We start from the raw sequence: 16,321 nt of genomic DNA on the forward strand, positions 1-16,321 counted from the left end.
CCTTGGAATATGGCTTGAGTTCAAATGTGTGAAAAAGCGATACCCTCAGGAAGCCGGCTCGTTATCTGCGAACGTGATGGAGTCGAAATAGGCTGTATTGCCGCTATCCGTGCTTTTCACGATGATTTCGAACGTGCCGCCGGTATGACTGGAGACGACTACCTGTGAGCGGCCTTGCTCATCGGTAACGCCATGATCCGGTTCAATGATCGCGACCCCTTTGCCGGGCGCTCGCAATCTCCAGCTCCACTCAACCTTGCGTTTTTTGCCGGGATTGCCGTAGTCATCCAGCAACTGAATGCTGAATGCGACAGTCTGGCCGATCCGGACACTGCCAGGCGGCAGCTGTGATGTCTTCTCAGGCGTCATGGAGGTCAGGTCCACGACAATATCAACGGGGTCTGCGGGTCTCGGCTTGAACAGCGCAGGCCAGAAGAGCGGTGTTTCTCTGCCCGGCAATGCCCCCGGCGTGAACGTCGCGGTGAGTACACCCTGTAGATTGGTGTCGTTGCTGACAATATCGCCCAGGGTCGTTTGCCAGTTCAGGCGAAGGCCACTGATCGGCTTGTTATCGGCGTCGGTGACAGTAACGGTATAGACGGCTTTTTCACCGGGTTTGTTGGCGATGACCGTGGCAGGGCTCAATGTCCAGACCACGTTGACCAGTTGATCGAGATCGCCCGCCCGCGGAATAACGGGAACCAGCGGTTCGTCGCTGAGCCAGGCGAACTCGGCAGCCGCTTCATAGGCATTGCCGACGTCTTCTTCCGGCAGCTTGCCGATCAGGAGAATGGTCTTGGCATCCATACCACTCTCTGCAGACAGCCTGCGCAAGCGCATCAGAACGTCCAGCTGAGCGAGATTTTTCAGCACCTTGGTCGTCGGCACTATGTGCAGGAGACATTCATGCACGTCTTGCACACTCCAGCCCAAAAAGAGCGCCAGCCTGATTTCCGCTGCCTTTTGCGCCAGCGTCAGTGCATCACCGCTGAGACCTTCACGCAGCTCATTGACCTCTTGAAAATAATCCAGCAAGTCCTGCTCAGGCTGCTCGCTCATGGTGATCGCCTGGGTCATCACCGTCAGGTAGTAAAGTGTGGACAACGAAAAATCTTCCGGCAGATGGCCGATCCAGGCCTGAGCTCCATAGGCCAGATAGTCCTCCAGCAGATTTGCGCTCAAGTCGAGCTGTGTGACGATTTCACTGAAGCGGCGCACTTGGGCAAGAACTCCAAGCAGTTCAGGGGGACTTTCAGTGCGTGCGCGACGCGGCTGTTCGGCTTCGGTCATCGGCAGGTCTTTTATCTGACGCAATAACCCGGCCACCGTCGCGCCAGCCCAATTGAGCGTTGGCAGGACTTTCTCGGCTTCAATATTGGCGTAAACGGCAAGGGTTTCCTGGACAATCGATGACTGCGCCTCGCTGGCCTGATTGAAGACTGTCAGCATGATCGCGAGGGTCGTTTCAAGTTCTGCGGGGGGCAGGTCGCCGAGAGCGGTCCTGATCGCCCAGCGAAGTTTGTTCAGGACAAAGAGGCGGTATTGCTCGGCCGTCCCCCAGGGGGCCAGCAGCAGACCATCATCATCAATCAGGGGCTGCAGACCTGCGGCCTCGATCGACAGCAATTGCACCCAGCTGTCGACCCTTGCAGCTGGCACGCCCGCCATCATCAGGGCGCTCTCGGAAAATAGCGCTGCGGGCAGCAGGCCGCGAACCTGTCCAAAAAACTGCAAGTCGCGATCCGTTGCTTGGCTCACCGGCAACAGAGGCGAAACGTGCTGCAACATCCAAAGCACCGGCAGATCGCTTTGACGGCACCACTCGACACAGGTGTGCATGGCTTCGATCAGGTGCAAGACATCCGGACCTTCCCCAGCGGGATCGATGCTCGGTTCTCCCGCCAGACCGTCAAGCCACGCTTTCCCTCCGAGCAGGCTCAACAGCGAAATCGCTTCTACGGGGGCGATCCCGAACATTCGCGCCAGTGCCACCAGTCGATAGAAGCTCGAAATGACTGCCCTGCTGCGCGACAACTTTGGATCGGGCGTATAGGCGCTGGCCACGGCGAGAGCCAGATAGGCGTAGGTCTGAAGGCTGATACCCAGTGCACTGCACAATTGACTGATCGTCAGGTCGACAATACCCGGCGCGGGTATCCAGTCAAAGCCTTCCCCGTCAAGTACAAAAGGGGCCCTGTGACTTCCCTGACTATTGAAGATCCGGTCGAACTGCGAGAGTGCTTCGCCGCGACCATAGATCGCCAGTTGGTCGACGAACACAGCGAAATCCGCCGCAGAACAGTTGTAATGCTTGCGCAACCGCTGGAACAGGCCCAGACCATGAACGACGTTTTCGGAGATCGCCCACTGCTCGTTTCCCGCGCCGCGACGCTCGGCGTTGATCAAGGCAGCCACGACGTCATCCACTTCGCCACTGGGCATTTCAAACCACTTGTCCAGGCGTAACTTGCGGTTCATCCGGTCGAAACCGTTCAGGCCCTCAGCGGTGTGGGGTGCCAGGTAGATTCGCGCGTATTGGCTGACGCCGTTATAGAAACCGATACCGGGATGCTTACCGCCATTGATATAAACCGAACCGTAGCGTCCGCTTTCGGATGTGCCGTCATCATCGGTGTCGTATTGCACATTTGGCGAGCGTTCCGATTCGAAAGCACCTACCGATAACAGACGCGTCAGCCTTGGCGTATCGAGTTCCGTCCGTTCGCAAAAAAACATGACCTGATTTAGGTTGCCGACATCCGTGCCTTCGACGCCGAAGTTGTCGGCATAAAATCTCCTATAGATTTCGCCGTCAAACGGGATGAAAGGCTCTGTCAGAAGCTCGCGCTGGTAGGGCCCCAGGCCCGTGTCAAGGGCCCATGCCGCCCCGGATCCGGCGATCCAGTCATCCGAACGCAGGAAACCCGGGGCCAGCAAATCGGTAACCCGCACAAAATCACCTGCCAACAGCTCATGGGAACGCACCACTTCTTCAATGGTGCTCCAGGGTTTGTAGTAGGGCAGACCAATGGGATAACGCGCGGCAATCATTGCCTCCTGCTGATCCTCTATCGGTATGTACGAGTCGATGAAAGCCTGCAGGATCGAACTACTGACTTCGACCGAAGACACGCGCTGGTTCGTCGACTGCTCGTCGATCATCAGGCGCTTCAGGTCCGCTCGCCGATCGTGCAATGGCTTGGTTGCGGGGTCGCCTGCAACCTCGATCTCGTCAACGAGCTGGTACAGGTAGACCAGATACGCCGCTCTCGAATCAATGGCCTCGGGCGAACCCACGGGACACTTCTCTTCAAACTGGGGTTTAAACAGGCGCTCCAGATTGGGACCGTCGACAATGGAAAGCAGCCCACTAAAAGGCTCGGCTGGCGCCTCGGGGCTCCCGCGCTGGGTGTGCTCGATGTACTGGCGCAAGATATAGGTGGCCATAGAGCGCAGTGGCCGGATGATTTTTTGCGCATCAACGGGACTTAGGCCATATCGGCTGATCAAGCCCTCGGCGTTGTGTTTAACCAGCGGGAAAATCGAGCTGTCCTGGAGGTCGGCACGCAGCTTTGCCAGGCCGGTATCGTCAGCGAACGCTGGCGCACCGAATATCTGGTCGAGCAATTGCTGAGCGGGACGAAGCGTATCTGCCATGATCGGTATCCTTGGGTATGACGGCGCTGAACCACTTCGCCAATTGTCCGGAGCGACGTCGGATTGACTGCAATTAAGCGCTCATGGCTGCCGATTGTCGCCTGTCAGAACTGACAGGTTTATCTACCGTTCATCGGCTTCTACCGACGCTGTTTCGCTGGCGCGTCTCCAGCGTCAACCTCGAAACGAGAACTCAGCACGCGCTCTGATACCGTTTCTCCTTCGTCATCAGTGAGCGTCTGGTGAAACCAGTACCAAGTGCCACCTGCCGGCAGCGATTGTCCTGACTGGCCCTGCCATTGCCCTCCGTCCACTGGAAGGTGCTCGAGCCAGACCACCTCAGGATTGAACCAGCTCACCAGATGGCCGACGCCAGGGCGACCATGTCCTCGGAACCAAGGGTTGCGATCAACCTGGCGCCCCGGTTGCGGCGCCTCGATGACTGGCAGATAAGTGCCCACCGCCAGCTGCTGCAGGGTCGGCTCAGATTGAAACTCTGCGGATGAAGCAATCACCTGCAACGGGTGACTGCCGCCTGCAACACTCAGGTTCAACAGCATCGACCAAGTGCGATTGTCCGCAACCACAGCCTCTCCCCGGGCATCGCCCAGTGTCGCCAGTACTTTGTCGCCGGGTACGCCAAAACCGCACACCCACACTCGCCTTCCCACATGATCGTCGGCGGTAGGGGTCTCGATGGCGGGAGCATTCGGGACAACCCGGTAGCTTCGTATCGGGCTCTCTTCGGACCGGGTCCCCGCGAACGATTGCCGGGCCCACAGTTGATGGTGACCCGTCGACTGTTTCAACTCCGAGTACCAGGAGCCATCAGGCTGGACCTCGATATCGGTAGCCAGTTGCACGTTCGCATCCACGTCCCATATTTCAACGCACGCGCCGCGCCAACCGGTGCCCTCAATCCTGCCATCGCGCGCCATCGTGCCGTCCTGCTCCGGAACGGTAATCTGCGGGGCGAGTAGCGCTACCGTGAAGGAACGCGGATCACTGGGCTCGGATTTCTGCTCCTCCAGCGTTTGCCGCGCATCAATGCTGTATCCACGCCGCGGCAGATCGGTCAGGCTGATCGACCAGGGGCCATCTGCGGTCAAGTCCAGTTGCCCCAGTACATTGCCATATTGCGCATCGCGCAATTGCATTGAGGCGCCGGCCATGCCGTTGCCGCCGGTCACAATCAGATCCGCTGCAACCACGGCACCTTCCAGCGGTGTGGCGATCTGCGGTTTCAGCATGTTCCGTCTGACGGTGAAGTCTTTTCTGACCGGGCCCGACTCCTGTTCGGCAGCAAACTGGGTGACGCTGATGGTGTAATTCCCAGGAGCAAAACCACCGGGTTTTTCGTACCGCCATTTATTCCCGTCTGTTTCAGCCACGTAGCGGCCTTCGCCGTTGAAGGCCAGGAGGACCTTTGCCCCCTGCCAGCAGGTGCCGGTAAATATTGGCGACTGGCCGTTTTCTTGTGGATCGTTCAGGCCTGGCGCCTGAGGCGGGATGGAAAACACATACTCGAGGTGCGCAGGCGAATCTACATCCCCAATGGACTGGTATATGAAGATTCGCTGATCTTTCGTCGGCCCCAGCTCCTTTGGAGTAGCGCTGGACCACCGCTCATTCCGCACAGCGGCACCGGGAGCAAATTCCGAGCCGTCAGGATATGTAAACCGGACAGTCGCACCTGGGTAACCCTTGCCGCTGAACACCGGACGATAGGCAGGGGTATGAGTAACTTCGCTGACCTGTGGCAGCGAGTGTCTGACTTCAAATTGACAAGCATGCGAGTCGATCCAGCCACTGGCGTTATCGGCGATCTGCTGCACAACCTCGACTGAATAATTGCCCAGCCCCCAGCCTGTTGCTGTTACGACCCAGGACCCATCTTTTTGCACGTTGACGATGGGAGGCGTGTTCGGTGGTGTGGTGCCAGGGAAACTTTTGACGATGAACCGGATCCGCGTATCGAGTTTCGGGTTGTAGTGGCCGGCGCCAGAGAACTGCACTGTCTGTGCGGCTGGAAATTCGTAGTGTGGTATTTCAAGCGCAGGAGGACGAATGCTAAAGGCGTGGGCCTTGAATGCCCCGGACGAGAGACCTTGAAGCGTTTGTTTCACGACAAGAGAGAGCGGACCCGGTGGCAAGCCTTTCAACTTGACGAGCCAATGAGTGTCTGTCAGCGCCTCACTTGTACCTAACCGGAAGTTGCTCAGATCCTCAAAAACTTCTACCTTGGCGCCGGGCAACCCATTATCGCCTTCAAGGTCGAAAGCCGCGTCTTGCACAACTTCGGAATCAATGGCGGGAAAACCCAACATCCTCAAGGCTACTTCGTTTGAGTAAGTGCTGGAGTGACCGGCCGATACGTTTTTTGCTCTGACAAAAAAAACACCGGAGGGGACGAATATCCCTGACTTAAGGGGAAGCTCCCAGGTGTCCGTGTTGAAATTGTCGCTAATGGTCAACGGAACATTATTATTGCGCGCGTCCTGTACCGAAATTTCTGCTTCCCTGTTACGAGTTCCCTTGAACACCAACTGAGAGTGATTCACCAAGGCATTTGCCGAGGGTGAGGTTATTGCACTGTGCACTGTTCGAATCGTGACGGAACTGGAGAGAATCGATCTCTCAGAACCTATATGCTGGATCGCATAAAAAGACGTAATGTCCGAGGGCAATGTAATAAACGCAGCCCATTTACCGTCCCTTGTCGGAATCGCGGTGCCCAACGCGACTGAATAAGGACCCCGCAACCCTGACAGATAGATAATACCGCCAGGCAGATGACCGTCGCCCTCAACATTGAAAGGCATACTGACCAGTTCATCTGTTTTCGGCGATGTTATGACAGGTGGCAGTGCGGGAGTAATTTTTTGATTCCAGCCCTCCCAGGGCTCAACGTCGTTATTAGTTCCGTCATAATCAACACGCATTTGCAGATAAACTTCTACACCATAGACCCCAAGTGGCACGCTCAGGTGAGTTACGTAATCATGCCACTGCGTGTCCTGTCTCATCGTGTCCGGTGAGTTTTTGCGTTCATATCCACCAGCGTTGAGCGCCAAATCAATATTGGCGCGATACCAGTTACCATATCGGGTAGTCATTTTGTACATTAAGGTCCTTACATAAATCCACCCATTTTCAAACCTGTATTGACACTTCAGTTCGGTTGTCAATTCAGGCACGCGCGGGTGAGTCTGATGAAGGGTAGTGGTGACAGTGTTGGTCCAGAACACATCGGAATATTGTTTCCCCTCGGCCACACCTGCGAAGGAAGCCTTATCAGCGAGAGATTTGTCCGTTAAGCGGTTGGTGTGAGCTTGATTCTCGCTCTCCTGCTCATTCCCGCTCTTGGATTTTCCAATCTCGTCGTCCATTTCAGTGCTCCTGCGCAAGTAGGCAAACTTGCACTGAAGCTACGGGACTGCGGAATGAGCGGCCACTGTCAATTCTGACAGTCAACAAGACCTTATTGGCATTAAAAACGTACTAACAATAGCGAAACAATTATTCAACCGGCGGGCGCACGCTCGATACCTGGCTACCTGGACTCAGGGGAATCTAATCAAGCCGATGCCGGCAGCGGTTGAAAACTGAAGTAGCGCTGCAACGCCAACACCAGTTGGCCAAACTCCGCCGGCGCGTGCCGCAGGATGAAACCGGCGTCGTAATGCAACGGGGTGGCGTCTTCATGGCACCACACGCAGCAGGCGCTGAAATCGATCACTTGCTGGCTGCCATCGCGGGCGGGGACCTTGAGGCGTAACTGGAAATCCACCCCAACCATCATCGGCAACTGGCTGATCAGCATCAGCCCGTCCGCCGACACATTGCCGAGAAAGCCGACAGGTTTGTCGGTGACGCTGTTGAAGACTCTGAGGTAATACGGCAATTGGTGCCGTTCGATCCGGCGGTCGGTAAACATGATGTGCTGTTCGCCATGCAGGGCTCCGCAAGGAGCCGCACCTGTGCTTCGGAACGAACCTGTGCGGCAGGCCCGCTCTCCCCGCTTCCGGTGTGACGCTCGCATAGCGCCGTCACCTTTACCACGGCCAGTCGCAGGTGTTGCGCCGCCGTCGAAACAAGGCTCGCAAGCGGTTTCCTTGACTATAGCGGAGCTTGTACAGAGGGCCAGATTTTGTACGACAACGCCGTCAGAAGCGTGTCGGCCGCACCACCGCAGCGGCGCTGCGTGTCGGGTAATGGCCCAGGCTCTGCAGGGTTTCCAGACGTGCGCGGGCGCGGTAGGCGTATTCGCTGTTCGGGTATGAGGCGATGATGAACTGGTAGGTCTGCACCGCGTCGATGTACAGCTTCTGCCGTTCCAGGCACTGGCCACGCATCATCGACACTTCCGGCCACACATACGGGCGGGCGCGGCTGGCGCGTTCGACCTTGGACAGTTCGAGCATGACCTGCTCGCAATTGCCACGTTCATAGGCGCTGTAGGCGTTGTTCAAATGATGGTTCATCGACCAACGGGTGCAACCCGTCGCGGCGAGGACGCTGAGGGCAAGGGCGGCAATGGGCAACAATCGCATGAGGGTTCTCCTGTCTTGTGCTCTGTATCGACCCCTGGTCGGAAATCTTCAGGCGCGCTGAGCGCAAAGTTGCCGCGTTCAATAAAGAAAACGATAAGTAGTGCATTCGAACAATGACTACACCCTTCGAGCATAGTAGCCTCTGCCTGCGCTTGAACTCAGGAGTCTTTGCATGTCCGTCCGTCGTACCAAAATCGTCGCTACCCTTGGCCCGGCCAGTAACTCGCCGGAAGTTCTCGAACAGCTGATTCTGGCTGGCCTGGACGTTGCCCGTCTGAACTTCTCCCACGGCACCCCCGACGAGCACAAGGCTCGCGCGAAACTGGTGCGTGACCTCGCGGCCAAGCACGGCCGCTTCGTCGCCCTGCTCGGCGACCTGCAAGGCCCGAAAATCCGTATCGCCAAATTCGCCAACAAGAAGATCGAGCTGAAGATCGGTGACAAGTTCACCTTCTCCACCAGCCATCCGTTGACCGAAGGCAACCAGCAGGTAGTCGGCATCGACTACCCGGATCTGGTCAAAGACTGCGGCGTAGGCGACGAGTTGCTGCTCGACGACGGCCGCGTGGTGATGCGTGTTGAAACCGCCACCGCCACCGAACTGCATTGCGTCGTGACCATCGGCGGCCCGCTGTCCGACCACAAAGGCATCAACCGTCGCGGTGGCGGTCTGACCGCTCCAGCCCTGACCGAAAAAGACAAGGCCGACATCAAGCTCGCCGCCGAAATGGAAGTCGACTACCTCGCGGTGTCCTTCCCGCGTGACGCCGCCGACATGGAATACGCCCGTCAACTGCGCGACGAGGCCGGCGGCACTGCCTGGCTGGTGGCGAAGATCGAACGCGCCGAAGCCGTGGCCGACGACGAAACCCTCGACGGCCTGATCAAGGCCTCCGATGCGGTGATGGTGGCCCGTGGCGACCTCGGTGTGGAAATCGGCGACGCCGAACTGGTGGGCATCCAGAAGAAAATCATTCTGCACGCACGTCGCCACAACAAGGCCGTGATCGTCGCGACGCAGATGATGGAGTCGATGATCCAGAATCCGATGCCGACGCGCGCCGAAGTGTCCGACGTGGCCAACGCCGTGCTCGACTACACCGACGCCGTCATGCTCTCGGCCGAATCCGCCGCCGGTCTGTACCCACTGGAAGCCGTACAGGCCATGGCGCGCATCTGCGTCGGCGCCGAGAAGCACCCGACTGGCAAGACCTCCAGCCACCGTATCGGCAAGGAATTCAGCCGCTGCGACGAGAGCATTGCGCTGGCGACCATGTACACCGCCAACCACTTCCCGGGCGTCAAAGCGATCATCGCGCTGACTGAAAGCGGCTTCACCCCGCTGATCATGTCGCGTATCCGCTCCTCGGTGCCGATCTACGCGTTCACTCCGCACCGCGAAGCCCAGGCCCGCGCGGCGATGTTCCGTGGCGTCTACACCATACCGTTCGACCCGGCCTCGCTGGAACCGCACGAAGTCAGCCAGAAAGCTATCGATGAGCTGACCAAGCGCGGCGTCGTGGAAAAAGGCGACTGGGTCATCCTGACCAAGGGCGACAGCTACCACACCACTGGTGGCACCAATGGCATGAAGATCCTGCATGTCGGCGACCCCCAGGTCTGAGTGACCGGCAGCTGAACGCAAAAGCCCCGCCAGGTGACTGGCGGGGCTTTTTGTTGTCTGCATGTCGCTGAAAACCAATTTTCGGAGAGCGTCAACTGTCAGTTCTGTCAGTTGCCGCGAGAACCATTCCTGATTAGCGTGCAACTTTACCAGCCAACCGCTCAAGACTGGACACGACTCGTGCCCAGGGAGGATTGAAGATGGACGTTGCGGCAAACATCTCGCCAGGTAATTTCGACCCGACGTTTGGCAATCAAGGCGTTGCCATTCCAGAAAAACCTCCCTACGTTTCAGGAAATCTTGTCCTGAGAGGTTTGATGGTCGACAAATCAGGACGCACCTATATCGCCGGAAGCGTAGGTCAATCGACCGGTAACGCTTACTACCTGATCAGACTGGATATCAATGGCGTACACGACACTCAATTTGGCCAGAACGGGTACGTAACCGGTCAATTTGAGGACGGAGAAGGATCGCACTCCTTTGCTAAGGAAATAGTGGAACAGGACGACGGCAAACTGCTGCTCATCGGCAATTTCTTTCAAGCTAACCTTAAGCGTGCCATAGGAGTCGTGCGTCTCGACGTCGCTGGCAATCTGGATCCGGCATTCAACAAAACCGGCAAAGTCGCTGTTTACCTCTCGGATGACGGCGCGGCACATCAGACGCACCAAGACCTACTCAACGCAGCGAACTCAAAAACGGCTGGCCAGCGGTCGACCGTTCTGCCTGACGGCAAGATCATATTGCATACCACCGTAGGTCGAGCTGGAAACAAAGTAGCGACAGCAGTCATTCGACTCTTGCCTGACGGCACACGGGATATTGAATTTAACGAAGGAGAAATAGCCTATGTTCTCCACCCGGATTTCACTCACACGGAACTATACGATCTATTGGCAAAACAGGATGGGACGTACGTGCTCGCGGGCTGTGTACGTAGCAATCATCCTTACCGGGCTGTGCTCAACCGCTTGACTGCAACCGGGAAAATCGATGAATCGTTCGCCGTTGATGGCTTTGAAGTGATCGATCCAGTAGAAAACCCGCTGAACGTCAATGTCTTGAAAGTGATCGGGCAAACGAATAAGCGACTGTTATCCGTCGGATATACAGAGCGTGCCCACCATGGCGTCTTGATCAGCCGGGAAGCCGACGGCAAACCCAACATCCAGTTCAACGCAGGCAAACCGCTTCTAAGCAGGCTGCAAGGCATTGACACCTTATGGCTTGACGCGTCCATCCAGAGCAGTGGACACATACTTGTTGCCGGGCTGAGTCGCCTGTCCTCTGGTTTTAACTATGTTATTGCCAGATTTATCGATGACGGCAAATTGGATACGGGTTTTGCGGATGGCAAAGGCTGGCGAGTGTTCGACATGGAGAGGGGGATTTGGTGGGGGGCTGCAATAGCGGAGGGTAAAATGACGTTTCTCGGCCAACGGCAAGTCGACGGCCAACGGGTGCAATGCGTCGGCCGTGGATTGATAGAGTGATCCGCCGACGGGATTGCCAGGATGCCCCTGATTGACAGTTCTATTGGCTGGTCACGCCCTTCGTGAGCAGGCTCGCCCCCACATTGGAAATACAATCTCCTGTGGGAGCGAGCCTGCTCGCGAAGGCGTCTCAAGATTCAGCGAAAAAACCCACTCAACGCCGCCACTGCCTCCGGCGAACGCAGGCGCTGGGTGAACAACCCGCCCTCCTCCTCGATCACCTTGCGCAGCAGCTCGCGATCGGGCGCTCGCATCAATTGCTTGCTGATGCGCACCGCTTCGGCCGGCAATTCATCAAACCGCAGGGCCACTTCCCGAGCCTTGCTCAAGGTCGCTTCACCGCTGTCCAGCGCTTCGGTGGCAATCCCCCACTGCGCAGCCTGTTCGCCGTTGAAGCCTTCCCCAAGCAGCAATAACTCAGCCGCTTTCGCCTGCCCGAGCAAACGCGGCAGGATCAGGCTGGAACCGAATTCGGGGCACAACCCAAGATTAACGAATGGCATGCGCAGCCGGGCGTCGCGGCTGACATAGACCAGATCGCAATGCAGCAACAGTGTCGTGCCAATCCCCACCGCGGCACCGGCCACGGCGGCGATCACCGGTTTGCGGCATTCGAGCAGATTGAGCATGAAGTGAAACACCGGGCTGTCGAGGTCGCTCGGCGGTTGCTCGATGAAATCGGCGATGTCGTTGCCGGCCGTGAAGCACTCGGCGCTGCCAGTGATCAGCACGGCATTGATTTCGAGGTCACCGTCGGCCTGTTTCAATGCTTCGGCGAGGCGGCTGTACATAGCCCGGGTCAGGGCGTTTTTCTTGTCCGGGCGGTTGAAGCGCAGGGTCAGCACACCGCGTTCGCGTTCCAGCAGGATGGCTTCGGTCATGGCGTGTCTCGCGTCTGAGATATCAGCGCTCAACCACGGCTCACAAACACGTCGGCCAGCAGTTGATTGCGCGGCAATCCGGCCAGGTACAGACGCTTGGCGAAGGCGTCGACGCTGGTCGTCGAGCCGCAGACTAAGGCCAGGGTCTGCCGGGAAACAAGGCGCAGTTGCGCCAAAGCGGCGGCCGACTCGGCCGCTGCCCACAGCTCGACACTGAGATTTTCCCGCTGCGCGGCCAGTGCGGCAAGGGGTTTGGCCAGATAGTGCTCGCGTTCGTCATGGGCCAGGTGAATGACGCGGATGGCGCCTTGGTGATCCTGGCGCAAGGCTTCACGAAGCACGCCGAACAGCGGGCCTAAACCGGTGCCGGCGGCGAGCAGCCAGAGCGGCCGGGCGTGCCAGTCCGCATCGTAATGCAAGGCACCGCCGCGCAGTTCGCCGAGACGGATCGCGTCGCCGATCTGCAGCTTGCGTGCGGCATCGATGAATTCGCCGGGCTGGCGGCAATCGAGGTGAAACTCGAGAAAGCGATCTTCTTGCGGCAGGCTTGCCAATGAATACGGACGGGCGACATGGCCGACCCACAACACCAGATGCTGACCGGCGCTGTAACGCAGTGGCCGTTGCGGGACCAGACGCAGACGCAAAACGTTGTCGCTGAGCCAGTCCAGCGCCTCGACGACGGCCGGGCGACCGTCGGCAATGGGATCGAAGGTGTGCACCTGCAGATCTTCATTCACCTGACATTGGCAGGCCAGCCGCCAGCCTTGCAGGCGTTGCTCGGCGCTCAGCGCATCCGGACGATTATCCGTGGGTGCGCCTTGAACGCATTGCACCAGACAGGCATGGCAACTGCCGGCGCGGCAGCTGTAGGGCACGGCGACGCCGTTGTGATTGAGCGCATCGAGCAGGTTGCTGCCCGCCTCGACCGTCCACTGCCGATCACCGACCCGCAATTCAGGCATCGACGTTCTCCCACGCGGCGGCACAGCGATTGCGCCCGTCGCGCTTGGCCCGGTACAGCGCCTGATCGGCACGCTGCAACGCCTCATCCAGATCATCGCCAACGGCCAACAGGGTCATGCCCGCCGACAGGCTCAGGTTGCGCACTTGCAGGCCCATCAATTCCACCTCGCTGAAGGCGATGCGCAAACGCTCGCAACACGCGGTCAGGCGTTCGGCGTCACAGTCAGGCACCAGCACAACGAATTCCTCGCCACCATAACGCGCCAGCACGTCACCGTCGCGCAGGCACGCTTGCGCCACCCCGGCAAACGCTTGCAATACCTGATCGCCGGCGGCGTGGCCGTGCAGGTCGTTGATGCGTTTGAAGTGGTCCAGATCGATCAGCGCCAGGCCGTGCATCACGTCGCTGTCCAGCGCGTTCAGCTCGCGCGAGGCAATGCGCAGGAAGTGTCGGCGATTGAACAGCCCGGTCAGCTCATCGGTGGCCACCAGATCTTCGAGCTGACGCATCATCCCGCGCAGGGTGTCCTGATGCGCCTGCAAGGCAAAGCGGCGCTGGCGCTGACGTTGTCGGGAAACCTGGACAAAGCGCGCATAGAGCACCAGCCACGCCAGCACCATCGCCAGAATGCACACCTGCAACGCCGCGAGCGCAGGTTCGGCCAAGCGGAAGTGGTAAGCGTCCCACAGGGTAATGGCGCAGAAACTGAAAAACACCAGCAGCGCACAGCGGATGAACACGCGTCGGGTGAGATGGAACAGGCCGAACAACAGGATCAGCACGTAGAACACCAGAAAAGCGCCGCGTGCCTCGTCGACATGGGCGATCAGCCACGTCTGCCAGCCCAGGCCCATCAGCACTTGCGCTTCGGTCAGGCTGGGGTCGGCGAAGCGCTGGTTGCGCCCGCTCCAGAACAGTCCGAAGAGGGTCGCCTGGCTGATGACCACCAGGGAGCTGCCGATGGCCACGCCACTGAGCGATTGCTGATAATGCCCGGTGAAAAACGCCAGCCACAGCAGCAGCAAAGCCAATCCGTAGGTGGCCGCAGCGAGGGCGAAGCGTTTGAGCAAAAGGCGTTGAATGGCGTTATGGGTCAATCGTTGACTCACCGTGCGATAGGAGGCTGACCGAGTGTCCTACTCTACAGACCGGATGCCACTTTAGAGGCCCGGTCGCTAAATGACCACCGATTTTCGGGCCGGGAAAATGACGTCAAAAGTGTGGCCCACCTGGCCCAGACGGGCAGCTACAAATCGCGAGCTTCAAGCGGCAAGCTCAAGCTGTCCGCGTATTGCCTTGACTTGCCGCTCAATGCTTGAAGCTTGCAGCTGGCGCAATGAATGACTGCCGGCGCGTGTACGGCCGATCGAGCCGCGGTATACTGCCGCGCCTTTTTAGCGTCGCGCCACAAAAGACAGCTACAAGCCGCAAGCCTGAAGCGGCAAGCTCAAGCTGTCCGCGTAGTGCTTTAACTTGCCGCTCGAAGCTAGAAGCTTGTAGCTGCCCCATCGTGTTTTAGAGGAGCGCGACTCATGACCGTGATCAAGCAAGATGACCTGATTCAGAGCGTTGCCGACGCCTTGCAGTTCATTTCCTATTACCACCCCGTGGATTTCATCCAGGCGATGCACGAAGCCTACCTGCGCGAAGAATCGCCGGCGGCCCGTGACTCCATGGCGCAGATCCTGATCAACTCGCGCATGTGCGCCACCGGCCACCGTCCGATCTGCCAGGACACCGGTATCGTCACCGTGTTCGTCCGTGTCGGCATGGACGTGCGCTGGGACGGCGCCACCATGGGCCTGGACGACATGATCAACGAGGGCGTGCGTCGCGCCTACAACCTGCCGGAAAACGTCCTGCGTGCCTCCATCCTCGCCGACCCGGCAGGCGCACGTAAAAACACCAAGGACAACACCCCGGCGGTCATCCACTACTCCATCGTCCCGGGCAACACCGTGGAAGTGGACGTGGCGGCCAAAGGCGGCGGCTCCGAGAACAAGTCGAAAATGGCGATGCTCAACCCGTCCGACTCCATCGTCGACTGGGTGCTGAAGACCGTTCCGACCATGGGCGCCGGCTGGTGCCCACCGGGCATGCTCGGCATCGGCATCGGCGGCACCGCCGAGAAAGCTGCGGTAATGGCCAAGGAAGTGTTGATGGAATCCATTGACATCCACGAGCTCAAGGCCCGTGGCCCGCAGAACCGCATCGAAGAAATGCGCCTGGAGCTGTTCGAGAAGGTCAACCAGTTGGGCATCGGCGCCCAGGGCCTCGGTGGCCTGACCACCGTGCTCGACGTGAAGATCATGGATTACCCGACCCACGCCGCTTCCCTGCCGGTGTGCATGATCCCCAACTGCGCCGCCACCCGTCACGCGCACTTCGTGCTCGACGGTTCCGGCCCGGCCTCGCTGGAAGCGCCACCGCTGGACGCCTACCCGGAAATCGTCTGGGAAGCCGGCCCGTCGGCACGTCGCGTCAACCTCGACACCCTGACCCCGGAAGACGTGCAGAGCTGGAAGCCGGGTGAAACCGTATTGCTTAACGGCAAGATGCTCACCGGTCGCGACGCTGCGCACAAGCGCATGGTAGAGATGCTCAACAAGGGTGAAACCCTGCCAGTCGACCTCAAGGGTCGCTTCATCTACTACGTCGGCCCGGTTGATCCGGTCGGTGACGAAGTGGTTGGCCCGGCGGGCCCGACCACCGCAACGCGGATGGACAAATTCACTCGTCAGATCCTCGAGCAGACCGGTCTGTTGGGCATGATCGGCAAATCCGAGCGCGGCCCGACCGCGATCGAAGCGATCAAGGACAACAAAGCCGTGTACCTGATGGCTGTCGGCGGCGCCGCCTACCTGGTTGCGCAAGCGATCAAGAAGTCCAAGGTGCTCGCATTTGCCGAGCTGGGCATGGAAGCGATCTACGAATTCGAGGTCAAGGACATGCCGGTCACCGTCGCGGTGGACAGCAAAGGCGAATCCGTACACATCACCGGCCCGGCGATCTGGCAACAGAAGATCAGCGAAAGCCTGGCGGTTGAAGTGCAGTAAGTTTTTCGCCACATCGAAACGGCCGGTGCATCTGCAAAGATGCCCGGCCGTTTTTTTTTGGTTGATACCGATCGCGATAACCAACCC

At 58.7% G+C, this 16,321-nt stretch carries 10 protein-coding genes; 3 read left to right on the forward strand and 7 right to left on the reverse strand.

Going from position 1 to position 16,321, the window contains the following annotated elements; genetic code table 11:
- Nucleotides 1–45: 45 nt before the first annotated feature.
- From ACZ0AZ_RS02695 to ACZ0AZ_RS02710, 4 genes are all read right to left on the reverse strand, one after another.
- The gene (locus ACZ0AZ_RS02695; RefSeq protein WP_463538664.1) at nucleotides 46–3,657 is read right to left on the reverse strand and encodes a Tc toxin subunit A; all 3,612 of its coding nucleotides are present in this window, start codon (nucleotides 3,655–3,657) and stop codon (nucleotides 46–48) included.
- A 140-nt stretch (nucleotides 3,658–3,797) separates the two neighbouring features.
- A complete protein-coding gene (locus ACZ0AZ_RS02700; RefSeq protein WP_463570973.1) occupies nucleotides 3,798–7,046 on the reverse strand; it encodes a hypothetical protein in 3,249 nt (1,082 codons plus the stop codon).
- Nucleotides 7,047–7,234: 188 nt separating this feature from the next.
- Nucleotides 7,235–7,594, reverse strand: coding sequence for a PilZ domain-containing protein (locus tag ACZ0AZ_RS02705; protein WP_129997532.1), 360 nt, complete (start codon nucleotides 7,592–7,594; stop codon nucleotides 7,235–7,237).
- A 229-nt stretch (nucleotides 7,595–7,823) separates the two neighbouring features.
- Nucleotides 7,824–8,210, reverse strand: coding sequence for a tetratricopeptide repeat protein (locus ACZ0AZ_RS02710; RefSeq protein WP_016773461.1), 387 nt, complete (start codon nucleotides 8,208–8,210; stop codon nucleotides 7,824–7,826).
- A gap of 172 nt (nucleotides 8,211–8,382) precedes the next feature.
- Between ACZ0AZ_RS02710 and pyk the strand changes: the two genes are divergently transcribed.
- Both pyk and ACZ0AZ_RS02720 read left to right on the forward strand, forming a co-directional pair.
- Complete coding sequence (gene pyk / locus ACZ0AZ_RS02715) at nucleotides 8,383–9,834, forward strand: pyruvate kinase (RefSeq protein WP_024014116.1); 1,452 nt, start codon at nucleotides 8,383–8,385, stop codon at nucleotides 9,832–9,834.
- A 200-nt stretch (nucleotides 9,835–10,034) separates the two neighbouring features.
- Complete coding sequence (locus ACZ0AZ_RS02720) at nucleotides 10,035–11,330, forward strand: hypothetical protein (RefSeq protein ID WP_129997533.1); 1,296 nt, start codon at nucleotides 10,035–10,037, stop codon at nucleotides 11,328–11,330.
- Nucleotides 11,331–11,467: 137 nt separating this feature from the next.
- Here ACZ0AZ_RS02720 and ACZ0AZ_RS02725 read toward each other — a convergent pair whose 3' ends face one another.
- The 3 genes from ACZ0AZ_RS02725 to ACZ0AZ_RS02735 are packed head-to-tail and all read right to left on the reverse strand — an operon-like array spanning nucleotide 11,468 to nucleotide 14,275.
- Nucleotides 11,468–12,211 carry an enoyl-CoA hydratase-related protein gene (locus tag ACZ0AZ_RS02725; protein WP_129997534.1) on the reverse strand — a complete coding sequence of 248 codons (744 nt, stop codon included), beginning with the start codon at nucleotides 12,209–12,211 and terminating at the stop codon, nucleotides 11,468–11,470.
- A gap of 29 nt (nucleotides 12,212–12,240) precedes the next feature.
- A complete protein-coding gene (locus ACZ0AZ_RS02730; RefSeq protein WP_463538667.1) occupies nucleotides 12,241–13,176 on the reverse strand; it encodes an iron-sulfur-binding ferredoxin reductase in 936 nt (311 codons plus the stop codon).
- Nucleotides 13,169–14,275 carry a GGDEF domain-containing protein gene (locus ACZ0AZ_RS02735; RefSeq protein WP_039758249.1) on the reverse strand — a complete coding sequence of 369 codons (1,107 nt, stop codon included), beginning with the start codon at nucleotides 14,273–14,275 and terminating at the stop codon, nucleotides 13,169–13,171. The genes ACZ0AZ_RS02730 and ACZ0AZ_RS02735 overlap by 8 nt, the downstream gene beginning before the upstream one ends.
- Nucleotides 14,276–14,710: 435 nt before the next feature.
- Here ACZ0AZ_RS02735 and ACZ0AZ_RS02740 point away from each other — a divergent pair, with 435 nt between their 5' ends.
- Complete coding sequence (locus tag ACZ0AZ_RS02740; protein WP_007916251.1) at nucleotides 14,711–16,234, forward strand: fumarate hydratase; 1,524 nt, start codon at nucleotides 14,711–14,713, stop codon at nucleotides 16,232–16,234.
- Nucleotides 16,235–16,321 lie beyond the last annotated feature (87 nt).

Source organism: Pseudomonas sp. AC239 (genome assembly GCF_979258545.1).